The sequence below is a fragment of the Streptacidiphilus fuscans genome (assembly GCF_015690355.1).
In the GTDB taxonomy this organism is placed as follows: Bacteria; Actinomycetota; Actinomycetes; order Streptomycetales; family Streptomycetaceae; genus Streptacidiphilus; species Streptacidiphilus fuscans.
On sequence record NZ_JADPRT010000017.1, the window covers coordinates 124,347 to 147,806 of the forward strand.

Annotated in this window: 19 protein-coding genes; 6 read left to right on the plus strand and 13 right to left on the minus strand. The window is 72.2% G+C overall.

The window, feature by feature from the left end; translation table 11 throughout:
* Positions 1 to 18 precede the first annotated feature (18 nt).
* From I2501_RS31710 to I2501_RS31720, 3 genes are all read right to left on the minus strand, one after another.
* Positions 19 to 624, minus strand: a complete 606-nt coding sequence (locus tag I2501_RS31710) for a sigma-70 family RNA polymerase sigma factor (RefSeq protein ID WP_196197764.1) — start codon at positions 622 to 624, stop codon at positions 19 to 21.
* A 266-nt stretch (positions 625 to 890) separates the two neighbouring features.
* Positions 891 to 1,355: a hypothetical protein gene (locus tag I2501_RS31715; RefSeq protein WP_196197765.1), complete on the minus strand. Its 465-nt coding sequence runs from the start codon at positions 1,353 to 1,355 to the stop codon at positions 891 to 893.
* 219 nt (positions 1,356 to 1,574) lie between these two features.
* Entirely contained in the window at positions 1,575 to 4,271 is a 2,697-nt protein-coding gene (locus I2501_RS31720) for an AfsR/SARP family transcriptional regulator (RefSeq protein WP_196197766.1), read from the minus strand.
* 271 nt (positions 4,272 to 4,542) lie between these two features.
* On the opposite strand from I2501_RS31720, the gene I2501_RS31725 reads away from it, so the two are divergent.
* On the plus strand, positions 4,543 to 5,112 hold the full coding sequence (locus I2501_RS31725) for a hypothetical protein (protein WP_196197767.1): 570 nt from the start codon (positions 4,543 to 4,545) through the stop codon (positions 5,110 to 5,112).
* Between the two features lie 19 nt (positions 5,113 to 5,131).
* On the opposite strand, the gene I2501_RS31730 is transcribed toward I2501_RS31725, so the two are convergent.
* Complete coding sequence (locus tag I2501_RS31730) at positions 5,132 to 6,469, minus strand: FAD-dependent oxidoreductase (protein ID WP_196197768.1); 1,338 nt, start codon at positions 6,467 to 6,469, stop codon at positions 5,132 to 5,134.
* Positions 6,470 to 6,706: 237 nt separating this feature from the next.
* Here I2501_RS31730 and I2501_RS31735 point away from each other — a divergent pair, with 237 nt between their 5' ends.
* Positions 6,707 to 8,308, plus strand: a complete 1,602-nt coding sequence (locus I2501_RS31735; protein ID WP_196197769.1) for a cutinase family protein — start codon at positions 6,707 to 6,709, stop codon at positions 8,306 to 8,308.
* Between the two features lie 5 nt (positions 8,309 to 8,313).
* Here the strand turns inward: I2501_RS31735 and I2501_RS31740 are convergent, their stop codons facing one another.
* The 6 genes from I2501_RS31740 to I2501_RS31765 form a co-directional block, all read right to left on the minus strand.
* Positions 8,314 to 9,513: an MAB_1171c family putative transporter gene (locus I2501_RS31740; protein WP_196197770.1), complete on the minus strand. Its 1,200-nt coding sequence runs from the start codon at positions 9,511 to 9,513 to the stop codon at positions 8,314 to 8,316.
* Positions 9,506 to 10,114 (minus strand): hypothetical protein, encoded by a 609-nt coding sequence (locus tag I2501_RS31745; protein WP_196197771.1) that lies wholly within the window; start codon positions 10,112 to 10,114, stop codon positions 9,506 to 9,508. Before I2501_RS31745 ends, I2501_RS31740 begins: the two co-directional genes overlap by 8 nt.
* Positions 10,107 to 10,559, minus strand: coding sequence for an XRE family transcriptional regulator (locus I2501_RS31750; RefSeq protein ID WP_196197772.1), 453 nt, complete (start codon positions 10,557 to 10,559; stop codon positions 10,107 to 10,109). Before I2501_RS31750 ends, I2501_RS31745 begins: the two co-directional genes overlap by 8 nt.
* Entirely contained in the window at positions 10,556 to 11,776 is a 1,221-nt protein-coding gene (locus I2501_RS31755) for a cytochrome P450 family protein (RefSeq protein ID WP_196197773.1), read from the minus strand. The genes I2501_RS31750 and I2501_RS31755 overlap by 4 nt, the downstream gene beginning before the upstream one ends.
* A 603-nt stretch (positions 11,777 to 12,379) precedes the next feature.
* Complete coding sequence (locus I2501_RS31760; protein WP_196197774.1) at positions 12,380 to 13,579, minus strand: cytochrome P450; 1,200 nt, start codon at positions 13,577 to 13,579, stop codon at positions 12,380 to 12,382.
* Between the two features lie 62 nt (positions 13,580 to 13,641).
* Positions 13,642 to 13,863 carry a ferredoxin gene (locus I2501_RS31765; protein ID WP_408022807.1) on the minus strand — a complete coding sequence of 74 codons (222 nt, stop codon included), beginning with the start codon at positions 13,861 to 13,863 and terminating at the stop codon, positions 13,642 to 13,644.
* A 266-nt stretch (positions 13,864 to 14,129) separates the two neighbouring features.
* On the opposite strand from I2501_RS31765, the gene I2501_RS31770 reads away from it, so the two are divergent.
* A complete protein-coding gene (locus I2501_RS31770; RefSeq protein ID WP_196197776.1) occupies positions 14,130 to 15,140 on the plus strand; it encodes an ATP-binding cassette domain-containing protein in 1,011 nt (336 codons plus the stop codon).
* Positions 15,137 to 15,973 (plus strand): ABC transporter permease, encoded by an 837-nt coding sequence (locus I2501_RS31775; protein ID WP_196197777.1) that lies wholly within the window; start codon positions 15,137 to 15,139, stop codon positions 15,971 to 15,973. Before I2501_RS31770 ends, I2501_RS31775 begins: the two co-directional genes overlap by 4 nt.
* 46 nt (positions 15,974 to 16,019) lie before the next feature.
* Here the strand turns inward: I2501_RS31775 and I2501_RS31780 are convergent, their stop codons facing one another.
* The 3 genes from I2501_RS31780 to I2501_RS31790 form a co-directional block, all read right to left on the minus strand.
* Positions 16,020 to 19,400 (minus strand): AfsR/SARP family transcriptional regulator, encoded by a 3,381-nt coding sequence (locus I2501_RS31780; RefSeq protein WP_196197844.1) that lies wholly within the window; start codon positions 19,398 to 19,400, stop codon positions 16,020 to 16,022.
* A 159-nt stretch (positions 19,401 to 19,559) separates the two neighbouring features.
* Positions 19,560 to 19,886 carry a hypothetical protein gene (locus I2501_RS31785; protein WP_196197778.1) on the minus strand — a complete coding sequence of 109 codons (327 nt, stop codon included), beginning with the start codon at positions 19,884 to 19,886 and terminating at the stop codon, positions 19,560 to 19,562.
* Positions 19,887 to 20,037: 151 nt separating this feature from the next.
* Complete coding sequence (locus I2501_RS31790) at positions 20,038 to 20,511, minus strand: MarR family winged helix-turn-helix transcriptional regulator (protein ID WP_196197779.1); 474 nt, start codon at positions 20,509 to 20,511, stop codon at positions 20,038 to 20,040.
* Between the two features lie 281 nt (positions 20,512 to 20,792).
* Here I2501_RS31790 and I2501_RS31795 point away from each other — a divergent pair, with 281 nt between their 5' ends.
* Together I2501_RS31795 and I2501_RS31800 are read left to right on the plus strand one after the other, a co-directional pair.
* Complete coding sequence (locus I2501_RS31795; RefSeq protein WP_196197780.1) at positions 20,793 to 22,001, plus strand: MFS transporter; 1,209 nt, start codon at positions 20,793 to 20,795, stop codon at positions 21,999 to 22,001.
* A gap of 184 nt (positions 22,002 to 22,185) precedes the next feature.
* Positions 22,186 to 23,286, plus strand: coding sequence for an NADH:flavin oxidoreductase/NADH oxidase (locus tag I2501_RS31800; protein WP_196197781.1), 1,101 nt, complete (start codon positions 22,186 to 22,188; stop codon positions 23,284 to 23,286).
* Positions 23,287 to 23,460 lie beyond the last annotated feature (174 nt).

The following is a 23,460-nucleotide window of genomic DNA, read 5'->3' on the forward strand; positions in this document are numbered from 1 at the left end:
GTCCCCTCCGGGTTCAGCTCAGGCGACCAGGCTCATCCCGTAGCGCTCCAGCAGCGGCCGGATCGCCCGGATCGCGTAGAAGTTGCGGGACTTGACCGTCCCCTCCGGGATGCCGAGCAGCACCGCGGTGTCCGCGACCGACCGGCCGTTGAGGTGCAGCTCGACCAGGACCTCGCGGTGGTGCGGCGCAAGTTCGGCGAGCACCGCGGCCATGTCGCGGGCGCCGAGCACCTCGTCGAACGGGTCGGCGACGGGGCGCTCCTCAGGCGTCTCGCCCATCACCTCGCGGGCACGGGCCGCCTGCATCCGGAAGTGGTCGATGGCGATGCGCCGGGCGACCGTGAAGAGCCACGGCCGGCTCGCCTCCGGCCCGCCGATGATGGCCTCGGGGTGCTGCCAGGCGCGGACCATGGTCTCCTGCAGGATGTCCTCGGCGCGGCCCCGGTCGCCGTTGGTCAGCCGCATCAACGCCCGCAGCAGGTAGGGGCCGTGCAGGCGGACCAGCTCAGCCAGGGTGTCCTGGTCGAGGGTCGGCCGCGCCGCCCGGGCCGTCCGCGCCGCCGCCTCGACGTCCGCGTCCGCGTCCGGTGCCGTCCGTGCCGTCCCGATCTCCTGTGCCCGCATTGCCACCACTCCCGGTTGGTCCGCATCACCGTTGAAGGACCGAACGAGGGCCGTCACAGCGGGGCCGGCTCGTTCGCGCTGTCTCACGGAACAAACAGTGACGTCCGTCACCAACGCTGGTCCAACGAAGCGCCAACGTCCGGAGCGGGCACCGCTATTGCCGCTCTGACCTGCGGCGATGTCGGTCGGCGCCGGTCCGCGCCAATGCCGCTGACGCCCGCGGTCCGGCGAACCGCGCCGGGACGCCCGAGCCGTTCGACGCGACGTCAGCCGTTCGTCCTTCCGACCGCTGACCGCGCGCCGGGCCGCCGACCGCCGAGCGCGTCGACGAGCATCCGGACGCCGTCCTCGCCGGAGCGTTGGAGCAGCAGCGCGACGGAGGCCACCACCTCCTCGCGGTCGGCGGGCTCCCACTCCGCGGCGGACGGGTGTTCGTCGACGACGAGCGCGCGGGCGACCCACAGCGCCGCCGCGATCGGCAGCGGCGGCACCAGTCGGACGCGCCGGTTCCGCGCCAGCCGCCGGGCCGCACGGGCCACCGTGCCCGCGTCCGCCGGGGGCAGCTCCAGACCCGTGCCCTGACCTGGCCTGTCGCCGTCGTCCGTGTCCGCACCATCGGTACTCGCACCGCCCGACCGGCACGACGCGACAAGCTGACGGATCGCCAACTCCGTCGCGTGATCGGTCGATCCGTCGATCGGCGGCTCGGACATGCCGTTCACGTGCTCCAACTCGGCCCACCTTCCCGGCCGCGGACGGCCGATTCCCCCGTGCTCGCGTCCGGCCCGTCCGGCAGCACGCGGAGTTCCCTCAGGCTCCACGGCGTGGGCGGCGCGTGCGTTCAGTGGTTCCCGTCACGGACGAGCGGTCCGGGTGCGCGACCGTTCGACGAACGGGTGAGCGGTCGAGCGGCCCACCGGACGACCGGGCGTGCGGCGAAGCCGGGCGGGTCACCCCCCAGCAGCCTCGGTCTCAGCCGCCGCTGCTGCCTCGGCTGCCTCTGCTGCCTCGACCAGCCGACGCGCGTCCGACAGCCAGGTCTCCCTGCGGACCAGCACGTGCTCCCGCATCTGCTCGATCCGGGCCAGCACGTCCCGCGCGGCGACGAGCGCCTCCGCCGACCGTCCGAGGTCGTGCAGGGCCCTGGCGCGCTCCAGTGCCAACGCGATCCGCGTCTCCTCCGTGACGGCCGCGTAGGCGGCGTCAGCCGGGTCGGTGGAACCGGTCTCGGGGAAGTCCTCCGGCTCCTCCACATAGCGCAGCGCCTGCTCGGGGTCGCCGCACAGTGCTGCCGCGCGGGCCGCCCGGCTGCGGATCGCCGCCGCCGCCCGCGGCTCGTCAAGGGCGCGGGCGATGCTCAACGCCGCCTCCCACGCCGCCCTGACCTCCATCGCGGGCCGCTCCAGCAGCTCCAGGCAGACGCCGAGCCGGACCTGGGCGACGCACAGGCTCTCCAGGTCGCCCGCCGCGCCCGCGAGCGCCAGCGCACTCCGGACGTAGGAGAGACCCTCCTCGGCACGTCCCGTCCCGGCCAGCGCCGTGCTCAGATGGCTCCGCATCCGGCGCACCGCGAGCGGGGAGCCGGAGGCCTCCGCGGAGCTCAGCGCCACGCCCGCGAGTTCCACCCAGGTGTCGCCGTGGGCGGCGACCCGCACGTAGTAGGTGTAGAGGTTCTCCGCCAGCCGCCAGGCGTGGTCGTGCCGACCGGTCCGGGCGGCCTCCCGCAGCAGGAAGCGCAGCGTCGGCTCCTCCTCGTCGAGCCAGGCCTGCGCCTCCCCACCGGAGGTCCAGTGCCGCACGCCCACCGGCCGGTCGCCCGACGGCCATTCGACCAGCCAAGGGAAGAGCTGACTCGGCAGCGTCGCGGACGCGCTGACCGCCAGCGCGTGGTCCAGCAGCCGGTCGAAGGCGTCCCTGCGCTCCTCCTGCGGGACGGTCTCCTCCAGCAGATGGCGCGCGAAGCGGCGCACCAGGCCGGTGCGCGAGTGGACGCCCAGCCGCTCCTCCGTGACCAGGTGATGCGCCGCCAGATCGTCGAGCGCCAGGCGGGCGGTCGGCAGACCCGTGCCCAGCAGCGCCGCGGCCACCCCCGGCGTGATCCGCGGCCCGGGATAGAGGGCGAGCAGCGCGAGCAGCCGGACCGAGGCGGGCGCGAGGTGCCGGCACGACAGCGTGAGCGCGGCCCGGATGCCGTTCGCGTCCACGGTGTCCAGACCGTCGAGACCGGCGCCCTCGTCCTCGAACTCGGCCACCAGCTGGGCGAGCGTCCAGGCCGGGCGGACGGCCAGCCGCGAGCCGCAGATCCGCAGCGCCAGCGGGAGTCGGTCCAGCAGCACGGCCAGTCGCCGGGCCTGCTCCGGTTCCGCGTCGACGCGTGCCCGGCCGACGGCGGTCGCCAGCAGTGCGACCGACTCGTCGGCGGACAGCGGATCGAGGGCCCGCCAGACCGCGCCGTCCCTGGCGACCAGGTCGAGCAGCGCCGCCCGGCTGGTGACCACGGCCGCGCCGGCGTCCCCGGCGGGCAGCAGGCTCCGCACCGCCTCCGCCGACGGCGCGTTGTCCAGCACGACGAGCAGGCAGCGGTCGCGGGTCAGGCGCGCGTAGAGGTCCGCACGGGCCTCCGGCGCGGCGGGGATCGAGCCCTGGGGGACGCCGAGGCTCAGCAGGAAGGCGGCGAGCACGTCCTGCGGGTCCTGCGGCTCCTCGTCGGCGAAGCCGCGCAGGTCCGCGAAGAGCACACCGTCCGGAAAGCGCTCGGCCGCGCGGTGCGCCCAGTGGAGCACGAGCGAGGTCTTGCCGATCCCGGCCGGTCCCACCACGGCGGCGGGCGCGGCGTGAGTGTGCGGTCGGACGACGGAGTCCAGCCAGTCCAGGTCCTCCTGACGCCCGATCAGCCGCACCGGCCGGGGCAGCCCGTTCTGCTCCTGCGCGACCTGCTCCTCGGACGCCGGGAGGACGCCGCGGGCCGGAGGCTCCGGGGCCTGCTCGCCCGAGAGCACCTCCGCCAGCGCCGCCTGGAGTTCGGGGCCCGGACGGGTGCCGAGCTCGTCGCGCAGCAGCGCGGCCGTGCGCTGGTACTCCTCCAGCGCCTCCGCCTGACGGCCCGCCTGGGCCAGGCAGCGCATCAGCCCGGCGACCAGGTTCTCCCGCAGGCCGTCCACGCGGACCGCTCCTTGCAGCCACGGGATCACCCCCGCTCCCTCGCCGCGCGCGAGTTCGCACTCCGTCCAGGTCGTCAGCGCGGCCAGCCGCCGGTCGCGCAGCCAGGCGGCGGTGGTCCGCTGGAACTCGGACGCCGGGAGGTCGGCCAGCGCGCTGCCGCGCCAGAGGCCGAGTGCCTGCTGCAAGAGGTCCGACCGCTCGCCGGGGTCCTTCGCCCCCTGGGCGAGCCGCACCCTCTCGTCGAAGGCGGCCGTGTCCACCTGCCGCGGATCGCAGCTCAGGCGGTATCCGGCGGGCAGCGTCTCCAGCGCGAAGCCCGGTGGAAGCGCCTTGCGCAGGGCGGCGATATGGCCCTGGAGCGCGGCGCGGGCCTGGGCGGGCGGCTCACCGTCCCAGACGACGTCGAGCAGCCGCTCCACGGACACCGGACGGTTCACCTGGATCGCGAGCGCGGCAAGGACGGTGCGCCGTTTCGGTCCTCCCACCTCAACCGTCCGGCCACCCGCATCGCGCAACGTGACCGGCCCGAGAAGCAGAAGCTGCACCGTCCACCCCACCCACTGAGCTGCAAGGATGGCACGAGAGTACGCCAAGTGACCGAACCGGCCAATATCGTGACCACCCTGACGGCCGGTGAACCGACGCAGGCGGCGGCCCCGTTCTCCCGTCCGAGACACCTGAGACCTGAGACCTGAGATCCGAACCTGAACCTGAACCCGGGACGCACCGACGCCGCCCGACCGAGGGAGAGACCACATGGCCGCCTGGTACGAAGGCCCCTGCCGCATCACCGTGATCGGCATCGACTCGGACTTTCCGCAGCGCGCGACGGTCAAGGTCGAGTACGGCGGCACCATCGAACTCGCGGGACGGATCGGCGAGACCGTGACGGTCGAGACCGACTTCCGGCTCACCCTGGAGCACCAGCGTGACGGCCGCTGGTCGGCCAACGTCCGTGACCTGCACAGCCGTTGGCAGGACAACGGCGACGTGCGCAGCCAGGTCGTCCGCAGCAAGGACGTCGACTGGCCCTGGGACACCCTGGAGCGCAACATCGTCGTCCAGGTGGACCGGATCCGGGCCACCACCCCGGCTGCCGCCCCGAAGTCCGCCCCGAGTTCCGCCCCGGGGCGTGGCGACCGTCCCTCGACCGAGTCCGTCGGCGCCCCCACGCCCGTGCGCACCACGGGCGGCGCCGGTCTGCCCACCACGTCCGCCGTCCGGGCGGTCGCCCGGACCGCCTCTCAGCCCGCAGTGCCCGCACAGCCGGTGCAGCCCGCCCGGCGGGCGTCCTCGCCCTCCGAGAGGGGCCACGCCACCCCTTGAGCCGCTCCGACTGCGAACCTCAGGCCCGACGGCGGCGGGCGCGTGCCGCGATCTGCGGCGTCAACAGCGTCTCCGGGCGGCGGTTGAGCGAGAGCACCGCGAAGAAGCCCTCGGCCACCACCGGGTCGGTGTTCGCCGCGGCCAGGACGCGGGCCATGTAGTCCTGTTGCATCCTGACGAGTCGGCCCGGCGCCGGCCCGTCCGTGCTCGGGTAGCGCGAGTCCTCTCCCGTGGCGATCGCCCAAGCCGCCCTCGGGCACTTCGCCACCGCCTTCTGCAACTGCCGTGCCTGGGCGGCGACCGCGGCCGGCTCACTCGCGGCGGTCCGCTCGGCGATCACCTGGGCCTGCAGGGCCGCGACCGTCATCCCGTGCCCGTAGACGGGGTTGAACCGGCACAGCGCGTCGCCGACCACGAGGAGCCCGCGCGGCCAGCGCCGCAGTCGCTCGAAGTGCGCCCACTCGTTCGCCGTCGCCCGGTAGGCGACCGCGTCCGACAGCGGCTCCGCATCCGCGAGCGCCTCCGCCAGCTCGCCGGAGCGCAGGGAGGCGGCGAAGGCGAGCCACTCCTTCTCCTCGATCGGCGGCTGGTGCTCGCCCTGACCGATGAGCGTGACCACCCAGCGTCCGCCGTCGATCGGAACGATCACGCCGCCGCGCGGCACGTCCGGATTGCCCTGCACGTACATCGCCGTCCAGTCCCGCCGCACGGCCGAGGGCCGGAAGTAGCGGGAGGAGTAGCCGAGATGCGCGTCGAACCGGTCCGTGACCGGAGCGGGGTAGTCGAGCGCGGCCAGCCAGTCCGTGATCCGGGCGCTGCGACCGGCAGCGACCACGACGAGCTCCGCGTCCAGAGCGGACTCCCGGCCGTCCTTGCCGCGTTCGCGCAGCCGGACGCCGCCCACGGCCCCGCCGCCCGACGTCGGGACGAGCCCGGCGACCTCGTGACGGTCCATCAGCGTGATCGCGGACCGGGCGGCGAGCCGACGGCGCAGGGTCGCCTCCAGCAGTTCCCGCGAGGCGGAGAGGAAGTGCGTGCCCGTCACCCCGGCGAACCAGTCCGCCGGGGAGAGCCAGCGCATCTGCTCGGGCGTGTGGACGACGACGGCCCCGGCGGCTTCGAGCGCCGCCACGACGCCGGGCAGGAGCGACTCCAAGGCGGCGACGCCGCGCGACCACAGGATGTGCACGTGCCTCGACTGCGGTACACCGGCGCGGAACCGAGGCTCCCCCTCGGGTAACGCGTCCCGTTCGACCACCGTCACCCGCTCGAAGCGCCTCGCCAGCACCTCGGCGGCCAGCAGACCGGAGACCCCTGCCCCGACCACCACCGCGTGGCCCGCTGCGTCGGTCGTCACCACGCACCCCCTTCCGCGTTCGGTCGACTGCGCTCCGCATCATCGCGCATACGAACAGTCAGCAAAAGGGCGCACTCGCGCGTGCGCCGGCGGGGCATTCCTTCACTCGATCGAGTAGTCAAACAGACTTGCCCTGAGATCGGACGTACACGTCCAGTACGGTCGTCACGTGCCCGGGACACACGCCAGTTGACGGATGCCCAGGTGCGGACCGGATCGCGCGGAGGAGGGCAGCTGATGCCGACGACGAGTGGGGAGTTCCGAAGGCCGGTGTGGGCAGCCGCACTGGCACTGCTGCTGGCGTTGGCGTCCCTGCTGTCGCTGGGCAACGCGACGACGGCACACGCGGAGTATCCGGCGCCGCAGCCGGCGATGGACTGTACGAAGCCCTGGGTGATCCTCTCCGCCTATGGAACGGGCGAGTACGACAGGGACAACTCCACCGGGACGGTCTTCCCGTACGGCGACGTGGGCGTCAACAACACCTACGTCAGGGCGCTCGAGACCGCGCTGGCCGACCAGCACGTGCCGTCCGACCAGCTCACCGTGCGCAATCTTCCCTACCCGGCGTCGGCAGCGAACCTGCCCTCGTGGTTTCCCTGGCACCTCGGGCCCGTCGACTACCCGGTGTCGATGGACGAGGGGTGGCACAAGCTCGTCCAGGCGGTCCAGTTCTACGCGGCCTGCCCCAGCCGCCCGACCCTGATCCTGCTCGGCTACTCGCAGGGGGCCCAGGTGGTCAAGAACGCGATCGCGCAGTCGGCGATCGCGGGCGACCAGCGAGCGTCCGACGAGATCGGCGCGATCGTCAATGTGGGCGACGCGTCGCGCTACAACGGCCAGGTGGGCCTGGCCCAGCGCGGGTACATGACCACGCTGAACCCCGACTTCTCCGTCGGCACCGCCGACGTCGACCACGGCGGCCTGATGCAGCGCCTGCCCGTGCCCGAGGTGTTCGCCGGTTTCGCGGGCGACGGACGGTACTTCGACGTGTGCCGCGTCGACGACGCGGTCTGCAACGAGTCCGCTCCTCCCGGCTCCTCCAGCTGGCAGCAGAAGTGGCTCACGGACTTCGCCGAAAGCGCCTTCATCGGCGACGACCCACCGCACGTGTCGTACCGCGACTACGGCGACGCCGCGAGTGAGGACGTGAAGGCGCACGCCGTGGCGGCCGACACCGCCGAGCGCGCGGTCGCCGCCGCGATCCGCCAGCGCGACCTCGTCCACCCCGGGCCCACACCGCCGCCGCCGAGCGGCACCCCCGAGCAGATGTGGGCCACCAACGTCCACGTGCGGACCGCCCCCACGACGCAGGCGGCGGTCGCGGCGACGCTCCCCTCCCCCACGACGGTCTACGTCAGCTGCCAGGAGCACGCCGACCCCGTCACGGCGGGCGGGGTGACCAACGACGTCTGGTCCTACCTGCCGGCCCAGCACGGGTGGATCGCCAACGTCTTCCTCAAGGGGCCTGCGTGGCTGCCGGGTGTGCCTCAGTGCGCCGGGCCCACCCCCGGGCCGCCGTCGGGGCTCTACAAGTGCTCCATCGGCGGCAACCCCAACGACTGGTGCGCGCACGTCACCGGCATTGCCTCCGGCTCGTACCTCTCCCTGCAGAACGCGCCGGACTACGACCACGGACACAACGCGTACTACCAGGGCCACAACGGCAACCAGCTGATCGTCTACTGCTGGGCCACCGGGGCCGACGACGCCGACGGGACGGGTGACCACTACTGGTTCTCCGTCGACGACGGCTCCAACTTCAACGGCTACGTCAACGACCGGTACCTGACCACCGGCACCTACGCCCAGTGGAGCAGGATCATCAAGCACTGCTGACGTCGCTACCCCGCCTGTCGGGTCGGGGCGGCGGCAAGGACGCGGTCCGCGCGCTCGCCGTCCAGGGCCTGGGCGACGCGCACGAGGTGGGCGTGCTCGCGGGCGAGGTCGCCCTGGCCGACGGTGACGATGGTGACCGCGGGCTCGGCGGCCGGACGCCCTGCGCTCCGGTTCGCCAGCCCTCGTTGCAGGGCTGCGGCCTCCACCAGGGCCGCGGTCTCGTCCGCGTCCAGACCGTCGCCCTGGGCCAGTTGGAGCGCGGCCTCGATGAGGTCACGGTCGACGTAGGCGCGCAGCATCAGTTGCGCGTCGCGGATCTCCGTCATCTGGCGCGTCGCCTTCAACTCGGCGGACACCCGCACGTATCGGGCCCGGTCCTCCATCTCGACGTCGGGGGCGGCCGCGACCGCCGTCCGCCACAGCGGAGTCAACTGGCGGACCCGGCGTCGGGCGCTCCAGCGGGCTCCGGCCGAGGGGACGGCGAAGCCGGCGACGACGAGCAGCGCTCCGACGGAGGCGCACAGCGGGGCGACGCTATCACCGAGCACGTCCATGTTCGCGCCCGCCCAACTGCCGATCAGGGTGGCGAGTTTGGCGAGGCAGTACAAGAGGATGGCGTAGGAGCCGAGGGTGACCAGCCCCAGGCCACGGGCGGTCCAGGGCCGCTTGGTGCGCAGCGGAGCGGCGTAGCGGCGGCAGAGCAGGCCCAGGGAGGTCATGCACCAGCCGAACAGCGCGATGTAGACGAGCAGGAAGACCATCACCCCGGCCCGGCCGGTGTAGACCGTGGAGAAGTCCTTCGGGTGCTCGACCGCGTCCGGGCGGCCGACGGCGAAGCCGACGAGGGCGACCGCCCACAGCACGGTGAGCGTGACCACGTTGATCCGGGTGCGGCGCCTGGCACGTAGCCGGGCGGCGTCGTCGCCTCGGGCCGTCCAGTTGCGCAGCAGCGCCTGGGCTCCGGCGACGAAGACGATCACGCTGGAGTAGATGACGGCGATGCCAAGGTTGGGTACGCGCAACCGCTGGTCGAGCCAGATGTAGAGCGCCGGGGACGACCACATCATCACGGAGGCGATGGCCCCGGACATGACGGCGACGAGGCCGAGGTCCGCATTGCCGCGGTCCCGCAGCCAGCCGCCGGTCTTGGTGAGGCAGATCGCCCAGCCGACGCAGGCGATGGCGAGGTAGAGGACGTCACGCACGGGGGTCGGCCTTTCCGTGGGCGCGCCCCGACGTGCGCAGCAGTTGCAGCGCGGGGCCGATGAGGGCGGCGATCTCGGACTCCTCCGCGTCGAGCGCGTCGTCCTCGCCCAGACCGGGAGAGATGCGCTCGACCAGCAGCGTGCCGATGTACTCGGCCTCCCACTCGGCGTCCTTGGAGTACGCGCTGTGGCGGGCGAAGGAGGGGCCGATGCCCATGTGGCGCATGACGGTGTCCACGTCGAGGGAGGGGACGAAGACCTGCAGTGCCTCGCGGGCGGTCGACCCGTCCGCCTCGTGCCGCATGAGCAGGTGGCCGAGTTCGTGGGCGGTGATCTGCTGCTGGTGCCACGCGGAGGTGTAGCGCTCGTGCAGTATCACGTAGGTGTTGCCGTGGAACACGGTCATTCCTGACGTCACGCCACCGAACGCGAAGGGCTGGGTCCTGATGGGGCGTCCGAGCGCGGCGCCGACCTGCCTGCAGACCAGGTCCATGCCGGCGTTCGGCGGCAGGTCAAGGCTCTTGACGGCAGCCCGGCAGCGCGACAGCGAGCCCTGCGGCTTGTCCGGCCGTCTCCAGAAGCGGAACCTGAGCTCACTCACTCTGCGCCTCGTCCGCGCTCGTCGGGTCCTCGGGCAGTCCCAGTTGCGCGCGGAACTGGTCGATGATCCCCGTCAGGCTCGCCTGGACCTCCGGGGGCAGACCGGCGGAGCGCAGTGCGATCGTCCGCACGTTCTGGTCCCGCATGGCGGCCATGAAGGCCACCTGCTCGGTGGTGCGCAGGTGGTCGGCTTCGGAGTCGTCTCCGCGCAGGTACCCGGCGGAGACTCCGAAGAAGGCGGCCAGCGCCCGGACCAGGTCCTGGTGCGGGTTGGTGCGGCGCTCGCGTCTCAGCATCGACAGGTACTGCTCGGTGACCCGGACCCCGCCGAACTTGTCCGGGTTCGCGTTGATCTGCTCGGCGACGTAGGCGTTGGTGTACGGGCCGGACTCGGGGTGGATGTTCTCGAACAGGTAGGTGAGACGCTGCCCGAGGGTCTCGGTCACTGCCGCCCCTCCTGGAGCTGCGGCTGACGGCCGTCACCGGCGTCGAAGGCGACCGGCAGGGCGGTGAGTCCGCGCGTGCGGATCGAGGGACGGAACCGCACGTCGTCACGGGGAACGGACAGGCGTAGCCCCGGCAGTCCGCGGACCACGGTGTCCACCGCGATCTGCAGTTCGAGGCGGGCGAGCGGAGCGCCCAGGCAGTAGTGCGCGCCTCGGCCGAGCGCCACGTGCCCGCCGGTGGAACGCTGAAGGTCGAGGCGGTCGGGCTCGGGGAACCGGGCGGGGTCGCGGTTGGCGGCGGCCAGGGAGAGCATGACGGTCTCGCCCGCGCCGATCCTGGTGCCGCCGATCTCCACGTCGCGCGTGGGGAAGCGTCGGATGGCCAGCGGAGCCGGACCGTCGTAGCGCGCCAGCTCCTCGATCGCCCCCTCCAGCAGCTCGGGCTGGGCCAGCAGGCGCTTCATCTCGTCCGGGTGGTCGAGCAGGGCGAGGATGCTGCTGCCGATCAGGTGGACGCTGTTCTCGTATCCGGCGAACAGCAGCAGGAAGGCCAGTGAGGTGAGCTCCTCCTCGCTGAGGCTGCCGTTCTCGTCCCGGGCCTGCACCAGGTCCGACAGCAGGTCGGCACCGGGCGAGGTGCGCTTGTCGGCGACCAGTCGGCCCAGGAATCCGGTCAGTTGGACCATCGCGGCTTTCGCTGCGGCCGGATCGGCGCTCGCGGCGAGAATGGCGTCCGTCCACAGACGGAAGTCGGAGCGGTCGGGCGCGGGCACTCCGAGGATCTGAGAGATGATCAGAATGGGCAGCGGGGCTGCGTAGTCGGCGACGAGGTCGGCCTCGCCCCGCGCCGCGAATCCTCGGATCAGTTCGTCTGCGGCCTGCTGGATCGACGGCCGGAGTGCCTCGACGCGCTGCGCGGTGAACGCCCGCGCGGCCAACGCGCGTACCCGGGTGTGGTCGGGCGCGTCCATGTTGAGCAGGTTGGCGTCCAGAGCAGGGGGGAGGCTGAGCCCGTGGTACTGCCCCGGAGTGGCGTTGCGTCGGTCCAGCGACAGATCAGGATCGGCCAGACCTGCGGCGACGTCCGCATAGCGCGTGACGAGCCAGAACGGCGCCCCGTCCGGTCCGACCGCCCTGGCCACCGGGCAGGCTCCACGAAGCCCTTCGAGTGTCGCGTACGGCTGTGCGGCCAGGGACGCCACATTCACCTCGGGCACGGACCCCGGGTCAGGAACGGCGCTGTCCACTGTCTTCCTCCTGGTGGCGCGTCGGTCGCGACGGCGGGCCGAGGGCAGAGCCACCGCAGTCGAGCATGATCGGGAAATGCTTGGCACTGTACTGCCAAGGGACGTCTGCGGACTACTCACCACAAAAACTGATAGTTAAGTGCAACCATGCCGAGCCCCTGCGGCAATGAGCGCCGTCAATCTCCCTCATTCCCCAACCTCACTGCCAATGGCCGGACTTCACTCCTGGACTTAACTGACAGTTGACATGTTCTCTTTGCCAGGAAAGGATCACCCCAGGCTGACAACCGATCGCTGTCCGCCACGGAGGAGGTCCGACCTTCGCCGCGCCCGACCCAGAATCAGGCGCCGGGTGAAGTGTCCGACCCGGGTGTGGGAGCGCCGGCCCCGCACTCCGAAGTGTGCGACCCGCAGTCCGGTCCGAGCACCAAGTCCGGGGGGGTGCTCGGCCCGTCGACTGCGGGTCGCACCGGGCCGGCTGACGCAGGCGCACATCGCTGACGCACGCGCACGGCCGAGTGCCCGCCCTGCGTCAGTGCAGGGCGGGCACGAGGTCGGGCACGAGGGCTCCGCTCACCAGGCGACGGGCAGCTCCTCGACGCCGTAGATGGCGGCGTCCTTGCGGAACCGGATCTGCTCGAACGGGACCGCGAGCCGCAGGTCCGGCAGCCGCCGGATCATGGTGTCCAGCGCGATCTGCAACTCCAGCCTGGCCAGCGGCTGTCCGAGGCACTGGTGGACGCCGAACCCGAAGGCGACGTGCCGCCTGGCCTCCCGGCCCACGTCCAGCTCGTCCGGCGAGGCGAAGACCGAGGCGTCGCGGTTGGCGGTGGAGAGCATGCACACCACGCCCTCCCCGGCCTCGATGGTGGTGCCGCCGATCTCGGCGGTCTCGACCGCGACCCGGACCGTGCCGCTGTGGACGATGCTCAGGTAGCGCAGCAACTCCTCGACCGCGCCCTTGATCAGCGTCGGATCCTCGCGCAGCCGGGCGAGTTGGGCGGGGTCGCGCAGCAGCACGAGCGTGGACAGCGCGGTCATGTTGGCCGTGGTCTCGTGGCCCGCGATGAGCAGCAGCAGGCTCATGCTCGCCACCTCGTCGCGGGTGAGATCCCCGCGCGCGACCAAACGGCTGACGATCCGCTCGTCCGGCTCCTGCGCCTTGCGGTCGGCCAACTCCTCCAGATAGTTGGTGAGTTCGTCGCGTGCCTGGCGCACCTGGTCGGCCGTGCTGAGGTTGTGCAGCAGGATCCGGCTGCGTTCCTGGAAGTAGTCGTGGTCCTCGTAGGGCACGCCCAGCAGCCTGCAGATCACCAGCGACGGCACCGGCAGCGCGAACTCCGTGACCAGGTCGGCCGGGGCGGGGTGCGCGGTCATCCGGTCGAGGAAGTCGTCGACGATCTGCTGGATCTCGGGCCGCAGCGCCTCCACGCGCTTGATGATGAAGTCGCCGGTCAGCATGCGCCGGAACCGGGCGTGCTCCGGGTCGTCCATCCTGATGAACGACGGCTTCTCCGCCGCCAGCTCCCGGCGCCCGTTGCTGAGGAACGGGAAGCCGTCGTTGCGTGCGTCGGCGCTGAAGCGCCGGTCGCCCATGATGGTGCGGACGTCCTCGTGCCGGGTGACGAGCCAGGCGCGGGAACCGTCCCAGAGCGAGATCCGGGTGATCGGCCGCTGCTCCAGGGCTTCCTGGTACGCGGGCGGCGGCGCGAACGGGCAGCCGCCGCGTGCGGCCGGGAAGGTGATGGCGTCGATCGGCTCCACAGTGGTCACGGGTGGTTCTCCTCCACGGTTCCGCGGCGGGCGGCGCGGGGGGACGGGCGCCGCCCGGCCGCTCAGAGCTCCTGTACGGAGATGGCTCGACCCGGGCAGATCCCGGCCGCCGTGCGCACGGCGGACTGGAGCTCCGCCGGGGGCAGGGGCTGGATCAGCAGGACGACCCCGTCGTCCTCGGACTGGTCGAACACCTCGGGGACGGCTGCCACGCACTGACCGGAACTGCAGCAACGGTCCGGGTCGACACTGACGCGCATGACGGGCCTCCAGGTACATGGCATGAACACCTAACTACGTCGCCAACGTAGTCCACGTCCCGGTGTAGGTGTAGTACGCAACGGCACCCGGTCGCACAATGGCCGGAAATGCTCCGTACTCGTCCCATGGCCGGGTCCGGGGAGTAGCCTCTCGGCGGCTTGGCGGCCCGGCGGCCCGGCGGCGTTCTGTCGGCGTTCTGTCGGCGTTCTGTCGGCGGACGCCGTGCCGCAACAGCGCCTGTCGGCGCCGTGTCGGCGGCCTGTCGGCGGGGCCTGGCAGCTTGGTCGGCATGACGCGAATCGACAAGACCCCCGAATCCGGCCGTCCGGTGGCCGTGTCCGTCCGGGGACTGGTCAAGCACTTCGGCGAGACCAGGGCACTGGACGGCGTGGACCTGGACGTGCACGAGGGCACCGTTCTCGGTGTCCTCGGCCCCAACGGCGCCGGCAAGACCACCCTCGTACGCTGCCTCTCCACCCTGATCACCCCGGACGCCGGCCACGCCGTCGTCGCCGGGTACGACGTGGTGCGGCAGCCCCGGCAGCTGCGCCGGGTGATCGGCCTGACCGGCCAGTACGCCTCGGTCGACGAGAAGCTCTCCGGCCGGGAGAACCTCTATCTGATCGGCCGCCTGCTGGACCTGTCCCGCAAGGAGGCCCGCTCCCGTGCGGACGCGCTGCTGGAGCGGTTCTCGCTCACCGACGCCGCGACCCGCCCCGCCCGCACCTACTCCGGCGGCATGCGCCGCCGGCTCGACCTGGCGGCGTCGATGATCGGCCGCCCGCACGTGCTGTACCTGGACGAGCCGACCACCGGCCTCGACCCCCGCACCCGCAACGAGGTGTGGAGCGAGGTGCGAAGCATGGTGCGGGACGGCGTAACCGTCCTGCTCACCACCCAGTACATGGAGGAGGCCGAGCAGTTGGCCTCCGAGCTGACCGTCGTCGACCGCGGCAAGGTCATCGCCAACGGCGGCATCGACGCCCTCAAGGCGAAGGTCGGCGGCCGCACCCTGCGGATACGACCCGCCGACCCGCTGGAGCTGCATCCGCTGACGCACGCTCTCCGCCAACTGGGCCTGGGCGAACCGGCCGTCGACGCCGAGTCCGGCGAGGTCCTGGTGCCGATCGTCAGCGACGAGCAGCTGACCACGGTCGTCGGCGCGGTCAGCGCCCGCGGTCTCACAATCGGCTCGATCACCACCGAACTGCCCAGCCTGGACGAAGTGTTCCTGTCTCTCACCGGCCAGAAGGCGTCCACCGCGCAGACCGCGCCGCTTCTCGAGGAGGTCTCCGCATGAGCGCCGCCACCCTTTCCCCCACCGTCCCCACCATCACCGTCAAGGCCGACCCGAAGATCGGGCTGCGCGGCCACCTCCGCCACACCGGCGCGCTGATACGCCGCAACCTGCTGTGGATCAAGCAGGATCCCGAATCCATGATGGACGCGGTCCTGATGCCGATCATCTTCACCCTGCTCTTCGTCTACGTCTTCGGCGGTTCGATCGGCAGGGCGCTCGGCGGCGGCCAGGACGCGTACGTCCAGTACGTGATCCCGGGCATGATCGCGATGATGAGCATGAACATCGCGCAGGCCGTCGGCACCGGGTTCAACGAGGACTTCAACAAGGGCATCATGGACCGGTTCCGGTCCCTGCCCATCGGACGCGGCTCCGTGCTGGTCGCGAAGATCGCGGTGGAACTGGCCCGACTCGTCGTCGCCATGACGGTCCAGATGATCGTCGCGCTGCTGGTCGGCTTCCACATCAACGGCCACTGGGCCGGCCTGGTGGCGTCCATGGGGCTGTCCGCGCTGTTCGGCTCCGCCGTCATGTGGATCTTCCTGGTCCTCGGTGTGACCATGAAGAACGCCCAGTCCGTGCAGGCGATGGGCTTCCTGGTGATGATGCCGCTGCAGTTCGGCTCGTCGATCTTCGCCCCGACCACCTCGATGCCGGGCTGGCTGGAGAGCTTCACCAAGTACAACCCGATGTCCGGCCTCGCCGACGCGGCGCGCGGCCTGATGACCGGCGGCCCGATCGCCCACGGGCTGACGGTGACGCTCGTCTGGACCGCCGGTCTGACCCTGGTCATGGCCCCGATCGCCATCCGCAAGTTCACCAGGAAGAGCTGAGAATCGGGGCTCGCCCCGACGGCGTACCCCTACCCCCCGACACGCGTCACAGCAGGGCGGCGGCCTCCTCCACGGAGAGGCTGCCGCCCTCGGCGTAGGCACGGTCGTAGTCCACCTCGTCGAGCAGGGCCCGTGCCTCCTCCTCGGCCGCCGTCCGCCAACGCTGTTCGGTCGCGGTCCCGACATGGCCGTCCGGCAGCGCGGCGTCGGAGGCGCCGACGAGCCGCGCGGCGCGCAGGGCGTCGTCCTGGTCCCCGCGCTGGGCGAGGGCGCGGGCGGCCGTGAGCAGATACGTCGCCCTCAGGTGCGGCATGATCACCGAGACGATCGGGTCGGTGCCGAGGGCGAGAGCCTGTTCCAACCGCTCCAGTGCGGCGTCAGGACGCCGGTCCAGCACGTCGATCATCGCCTCCATCCCGGCCAGCACGCCGTGGACGAACGGGGCCTCGCGCGACGTGACCTCCTCGCGCAGCAGGGCGAGTTGCTCCCGTGCCTCGGTGAGGCGACCGGTCTCGCCGAGCCGCGTGACCAGGAACATCCGGGCGGCGGGGCGTGCCTCGTTGGCGAGTCGGCGGGACGGTTCCAGGGTCTCGCGCAGCATCCGTTCACCGCGCTCCCCCTCGCCCTGGTCGATGAGCACCTGACCGAGCCTCACTTGAAGGATCGTCACCTGGGTGTGGGCACCCATGCCTTCGGCGACCTCACGGGCACTCACGTAGTCGGCGGCTGCCTCGGCGAGACGGCCGAGCTTCTCGTGGGCCTCACCGCGCACCGACAGGCCCTCGGCGACGCCCCACTCGTCACCGAGCCGGGCGAACAGCTCGATGGCCTCGTCCGCGTCCGCGAGCGCCTCCTGCGCCCACTCGCTGCGGTTGGCAAGGAGGTTGGCGCGTGTCTCCAGCACCAGGGCGAGCTCCCAGACGTAGCCGAGTTCGCGGCAGGTGCGCACGGTCAGGTCGCTGAGCTCGCGCAGCGTCTCCGGTCGGCCCGCGAACAGGACCGCGAAGTACCAGACGTTGCCGGGCGGACGGCAGGCCTGCGGCAGGTCGGCGCGGTAGGTGTCGATGATGGCGCGCAGCCGGGCCTGACCCTCCTCGGTCTGCCACTGCTCCGACTCCACGTCCAGGTACGCGAGCCGGTGCAACTGGACCTGGCGTCGGGCCTCGTCGAGCAGGTCGCCGGTCAGCGGCGGTGGGGTGTCCGTGCAACGCTGGAAGATCGGCGGCGCCGGGCGCACCGGACCCGCGAACGGGTCGGGGCCGAGCGCGGAGGTCGCCTCCGCCCAGGTGCGGGCGTCAGGACGCAGGTCGCGCATCTGCCAGAACCAGCTCAGCGACAGGACGAGGCAGATCGCCTCCTGCTCGTCCCGGGCGTCGACGGCGCGGTGCAGCGCGGTCCGCAGGTTCTCGTAGTCACGCTCCAGCCTGGCGATCGCGTCACGTTGGCCGTGCCCGCGCAGCAACGGGTCGGTGGTGCGGGCGAGTTCGCGGTAGTAGGTGAGATGCGCGCGCTCGGCGTCGGCACGGCTGCCGCGCTCGTCGAGCCGGTCGCCCGCGTACTCGGCGACCGTCTCCAGCAGCCGGTAGCGCATGCCCCCGCCACCGCCGCTCGCGACGCCGCTGTCGACACCGCCCACGCCGCCCACGCCGTCGCCCTCGTCGGGACCGGCCACGACCAGCGACTTGTCGACCAGCGAGGCCAGGGCGTCCAGCGCGTCGGGACCACACACCGCCTCGGCCGCCGCGAGGTCGCAGCCGCCACGGAAGACGGACAGCCAGGAGAGCACGGCGCGTTCGGGCTCGTCGAGCAGGTCCCAGGACCAGTCCACCACCGCGCGCAGCGTCTGCTGCCGGGGCAGCGCGGTACGCGAACCGGAGGTGAGCAGCCGGAACCGGTCGTCGAGCCGGTCCGCGATCTGACGCGGCGCCAGTATCCGTAGCCGGGCCGCCGCGAGTTCGATCGCCAGCGGCAGCCCGTCCAGGCGGCGGCAGATCTCGGCGACGGCCTCCGGGTCCTCGTCCGGAGTGAATCCGGGGCGCACCGCCGCGCCCCGGTCACCGAAGAGCCGCAGCGCGTAGGGCTCCGGGAGGGGCTCCACCGGTCGCAGCAACTCCCCCGGCACGCCGAGCGGTTCACGGCTGGTGGCGAGAACGGTCAGGCCGGGGCAGCGCGCGAGGAGGTTTTCGGCCAGCATGGCCGCGGCGTCGATCACGTGCTCGCAGTTGTCGAGGATCACCACCATGCGGCGGTCACCGCAGTGCTCGACGAGCCGGGCGAGCGGGTCGTCGCCGTGCCGCTCGGAGACGGCACGCAGCTCCTCCGCACCGGCGCTGGAGAGCACGGTCTCGCGGACGCCGAGGGCGCTGACGACCGCCTCCGGCACCGCCGACGGGTCTCCCACGGGAGCCAGCTCGGCGAGCCAGACGCCGTCCGGCGCGGCCGCGGTGCCGCCGAGCCCCTCGGCCACCTCCTGCGAGAGCCGCGTCTTGCCCGCGCCGCCGGGACCGATCAGGGTGACCAGTCGGACCCTGCCCAGATCGGCACGGATGGCGTCGATGTCGGCGCTGCGGCCGACGAAGGAGGTGAGCCGCGCGCGCAGGTTGCCGGGGGTACGGGCTGCGGCGGCGGTGCGCGCCGGCACGGCGACGGCATCGGCAGCCCGAGCCGGTCGCGGGGACGCGGTGGTGCGGGCGGGCTCGGCCGGGGACAGCAACTCGGCTTGCACCGCGCGCAGTTCGGGGCCGGGGTCGGCGCCCAACCGGTCGGCGAGACTGCGGCGGACGTCCTCGTACCCGGCCAGCGCCTCGGCGGTGCGGCCCGAGTCCCGCAACGCCCGCAGCCGCTGCGCCTGGAACAGCTCGTCCAGCGGGGACGCGTCGCACAGGGCGGCGAGTTCGGGCAGCGCCTCGTCCGCGCGGCCGAGTGCCAGCAGCGCGTCGAGCCGGGCGCGGCGCGCGTCCAACTGCCGGACCTCCCACCGCGAGGCCTCAGCCTCCCGGTCGGGGAGATCGGCGAGAGCGGGCCCCTGCCACAGGGCGAGCGCGTCGTCGAGCACCTCGACGGCCTTGGCCGGATTGCCGTCCGCGAGCGCGCGGGCGCCGTCCGCGGCAAGGCGGTCGAACCGGAAGAGGTCGACGTCCTCGGCTGCGGCGGCGAGCCGGTAGCCCCCGTCGACCGAGACGATCGCGCCCGGCCCGAGAGCTCGCCGCAGCCGCCCCACCAGCGCCTGCAGCGCGCCGGGCGCGTCGGCGGGCGGGTCCGCGCCCCACACCTCCTCGACGAGCAGCGCGACGGGCACGCCGCGGCCGGGCCGCAGCGCGAACACGGTGAGCAGCCCACGCAGCCGCGCCCCGCCGACCTGGACGGCCGTGCCGTCGTCGCGGAGCGCCTGGGTGGTGCCGAGGATGCGGTAGCGCACGGGTCCCATCATCGCAGTGCAACGGACGTGCCCCGCTGCACGCCCTTTCCGGGAGGCACACGGCGACGGCCGCCGCCCAGGTGCAGTGGGCGGCGGCCGTGGCCGTGGTGCGACGCGGTACGGCTCCTGGCGTCAGGTCAGGAGAACGTCAGGAGAATCAGGAGGACGTCAGGAGAAGATGACGGAGCGGACGATGAGGCGCTGGCCGCGCACCATGCCCGGGGGCATCACGTAGTAGACGTCGCCGTCGCACCCGAGGTCCCGGAAGACCGTCGCCGTCGAGTCGGTGAAGTTCTGCGGCGCGTAGGCCGGGTTGTCGATGGTGGCCTCGGGAATGTCGATGCACACCCCGCTCGGCGGGTCCTCCAGGGAGGACGTGTAGCCGGGGCCGAACTGGTAGCGGAACTCGCCTGAGGCGGCGTGGGCGGAGGCGGGGACGGCGAGTGCGAGCAGCAGGGCGGCGGCGGCCGAGGTGACGGCGTTGCGCAGGCGCATGGGTATTCCTCGAACGGAGTGGTCACGGGGACGGCGCTCACACTAGGGCCGGTCGTCCGTGGCCAAACGATTCTGCTGTCCCCGCTCGCGTGTCGGGCACCACGACGGGCCGCCGCGCCCCCGCGCCGCTGACCGATCGAGCGCCGAGCGTCTAACGCCGCGCGGGAGCGCCGGAGCTGCGCATGCCCTCGACCACCTCGACCAGGGGCGCCAGTTCGGGGTTCCGGGCCGCCACGTCGAGCGCCTCGCGCAGGGCGGCGTCGTTGGTCGGCCGGGCCTCCTCGAGGAGCTTCAGACCGGCGTCGCTGACGTCGGTGTAGATGCCACGGCGGTCGGTGGGGCACAGGTAGCGGGCCAGCAGGCCGCGGTCCTCCAGGCGGGTGACCAGGCGGGTGGTGGCGCTCTGGCTGAGCACGACCGCGTCGGCGACCTGCTTCATCTGGAGGTGCCCGCCGTCGCCGTCGTGCTGGCGGCTCAGCACGTCGAGCAGCGAGTACTCGCGCACGCTCAGGTCGTGCTCGGCCTGAAGCGCACGCTCGACGTGCGCCTCGATCCTGCCGTGGAGGAGGGAGAGGGCGGCCCAGCCGTTGGCGAGGGCGGTCAGCGCGGGGTCCGTTGCGGTCATCGGTCCGTGTCTCCTTCCGGGGAGGACTGCCCTCCAGGATAGCCACTCCTGGAAATATCCGCGAGAGCGGACTTGAAGCTTGTGCAAGCATCCCGCACACGCCCGTCCCCGCCGAACCCCATGCGCGGACAGACAAGCCGCACGTGAAGCCCATGCAAGCATCGTGTCCACCACCCCGAACCCGATGCACGGACAGACAACCCGCACTTGCTTTTATAGCGCGTGTGCAACTATTGTCGAGGCTCGTAAGACGCACCAGCAATCGCATGGAGGACCGCGTCATGCCACTCGCGCTTCTCGCCCTGGCCATCGGGGCCTTCGGAATCGGCACCACCGAATTCGGGGTCATGGGCCTACTGCCTCAGATCGCCGGGTCCTACGGCGTCTCCATCCCCACCGCCGGCCTGCTGGTCACCGGCTACGCGCTCGGAGTCGTCGTCGGCGCGCCGCTGATGACCGTGCTCGGCACCAAGGTGAGCCGCAAGAACATGCTCATGCTGCTGATGGGCCTATTCACCGTGGGCAACGTGCTCTCCGCGCTCGCGCCTGACTTCCCACTGCTGCTCGCCGGGCGGATCGTGACCTCGCTGGCGCACGGCGCCTTCTTCGGCATCGGGTCCGTGGTCGCGGCCGAGCTCGTGGCACCGTCCAAGAAGGCGGGCGCCATCGCCACCATGTTCACCGGCCTGACCGTCGCCAACATCGTCGGCGTGCCGCTGGGCACCTTCGTGGGACAGGTCGTGGGCTGGCGGATCACCTTCGGCGCCGTGGCCGCGCTCGGCGTGGTCGGACTGCTCGGCATCGCCAAACTGGTCCCCGCCCTGCCCCGGCCCGAAGGCGCGCACCTGCGCCGGGAGTTGGCGGCGTTCCGGAACACGCAGGTGGTCCTCGCCATGGCGATGACCGTGCTGGGGTTCGGCGGCGTCTTCGCCGCGATCACCTACATCGCGCCGATGATGACGCACGTCGCCGGGTACTCCGACGGCGCGGTCACCTGGCTGCTGGTGCTCTTCGGCGTCGGCATGTTCCTCGGCAACCTGCTCGGCGGCCGGTTCGCCGACCGCAGGCTGATGCCGATGCTCTACGCCAGCCTCGGCGGACTCGCCGTCGTGCTGGCGCTGTTCACCCTCACCGCACACACCAAGGTCCTGGCCGCCGTCACCATCCTGCTGATCGGCGCGCTCGGCTTCGCCACTGTGCCGCCGCTGCAGAAGCGGGTGCTGGACCAGGCCCACGGAGCGCCCACGCTGGCCTCGGCGGTCAACATCGGCGCGTTCAACCTCGGCAACGCGCTGTCGGCGTGGCTCGGCGGCCTCGTCATCAGCGCGGGCCTCGGCTACACGGCCCCGAACTGGGTCGGCGCGGCACTCGCCGCAGCCGCCCTCGTCCTCGCCTTCTGGTCCGCGGCCCTCGAACGCCGTGGCACGCACCCGGTGCGCACCACGGACCTCACCGCCACGCCCGAGACCCGGACCCGCGTCCACCACTGACCACGCTCGACCGGCCCCTCGACCCAAACGAGCCCGGACGGTCGACCAAAGTTCTTTCCCTCACATCTATCGAGCTGGCGCAGATAGAGCGTGTGTGCAACTATTGCGCCAGAGGCACAGTTGCTGCGACGGTCTCCGCCGCAGGGCTGGCCACGTCCCTCTCGTGCTTTCCTCAGGAGTTGCCGTGACCTCGCTCTTCACCCCCTTCGCCCTGCGGTCGCTGACGATCCCCAACCGGATCTGGATGGCGTCCATGTGCCAGTACAGCGCCGCGCCGGAGGGCGAAGCGGTGGGCGCACCCACGGACTGGCACTTCACGCACCTCGCCGCCCGGGCCACCGGCGGCACCGGGCTGATCATCACCGAGGCCACCGCCGTCAGCCCGGAGGGGCGGATCTCCCCCTACGACCTCGGCATCTGGAACGACACCCAGGTCGCCGCGTTCCAGCGGATCACCGCTTTCCTGAAGGGCCAGGGCGTCGTCCCCGGCATCCAGCTCGCCCACGCCGGACGCAAGGCGTCGACCGAGCGCACCTGGGTGGACCGCGGCCGGCCGATCAGCCCCGACGAGCAGTACGGCTGGACCCCCGTGGGCCCCAGCGCCCTCGCCTTCGGCGAGAAGTCGACCACCCCGCGTGAACTGACGCAGGATCAGATCCAGGAGATCGTCCAGCAGTTCGCCGAGGCCGCGCGGCGGGCGCTCGCGACCGGGTTCCAGGTCGCCGAGATCCACGGCGCCCACGGCTACCTCATCCACCAGTTCCTCTCCCCCTACAGCAACCACCGGACCGACGAGTACGGCGGCTCCTTCGAGAACCGGACGCGGTTCGCGCTGGAGGTCGTCGACGCCGTCCGCGCCGTGTGGCCGGAGGAACTCCCGGTCTTCTTCCGCATCTCGGCGACCGACTGGGTCGACGAGAACCCGGAGGACGCCCGGTCGGGATGGACGGCGGACGACACCGTCCAGTTCGCCAAGGAGCTCCAGGCTCGCGGCGTGGACCTGCTGGACGTCTCCACCGGCGGCAACGTCCCGGACGCCAAGATCGTGGCGGGCCCCGGCTACCAGGTCCCGTTCGCCGAGCGGGTCCGCGTCGAGACGGACCTGCCGGTGGCGGCCGTCGGCATGATCACCGAGCCGGCGCAGGCCGAGGCCGTCGTGGCCTCCGGCCGGGCCGACGCCGTCCTGCTCGGCCGGGAGCTGCTGCGCAACCCCTACTGGCCGCGTCAGGCCGCCGCCGCGCTCGACGGCGAGGTCGCCACCCCGATCCAGTACCACCGCGCCTGACACGTCCGACCGTCCTGACCGCCCAGGCCGCCCCGACCGTCCTGGCTGCCCGGACCGCCCTCACCGGCTGATCCGAGCGCTCCCGGCAAACCCCGAGAGGTGCCGGCCCCCCCCAGCCACCGCGGGGGCCCGGGCCACGCGGGGGGGGGGCGCGCTCGTCAGCCGAGGGTGTGG

Bases quoted from the DNA above. Each gene is read 5' to 3' on its own strand.
- I2501_RS31785 (WP_196197778.1), bottom strand. From the start codon at position 19,886: ATGCGCCTGCGCAACGCCGTCACCTCGGCCGCCGCCGCCCTGCTGCTC.
- I2501_RS31765 (WP_408022807.1), bottom strand. From the start codon at position 13,863: ATGCCATGTACCTGGAGGCCCGTCATGCGCGTCAGTGTCGACCCGGAC.
- I2501_RS31775 (WP_196197777.1), top strand. From the start codon at position 15,137: ATGAGCGCCGCCACCCTTTCCCCCACCGTCCCCACCATCACCGTCAAG.
- I2501_RS31790 (WP_196197779.1), bottom strand. From the start codon at position 20,511: ATGACCGCAACGGACCCCGCGCTGACCGCCCTCGCCAACGGCTGGGCC.
- I2501_RS31735 (WP_196197769.1), top strand. From the start codon at position 6,707: ATGCCGACGACGAGTGGGGAGTTCCGAAGGCCGGTGTGGGCAGCCGCA.
- I2501_RS31770 (WP_196197776.1), top strand. From the start codon at position 14,130: ATGACGCGAATCGACAAGACCCCCGAATCCGGCCGTCCGGTGGCCGTG.
- I2501_RS31710 (WP_196197764.1), bottom strand. From the start codon at position 624: ATGCGGGCACAGGAGATCGGGACGGCACGGACGGCACCGGACGCGGAC.
- I2501_RS31725 (WP_196197767.1), top strand. From the start codon at position 4,543: ATGGCCGCCTGGTACGAAGGCCCCTGCCGCATCACCGTGATCGGCATC.
- I2501_RS31795 (WP_196197780.1), top strand. From the start codon at position 20,793: ATGCCACTCGCGCTTCTCGCCCTGGCCATCGGGGCCTTCGGAATCGGC.
- I2501_RS31780 (WP_196197844.1), bottom strand. From the start codon at position 19,400: ATGGGACCCGTGCGCTACCGCATCCTCGGCACCACCCAGGCGCTCCGC.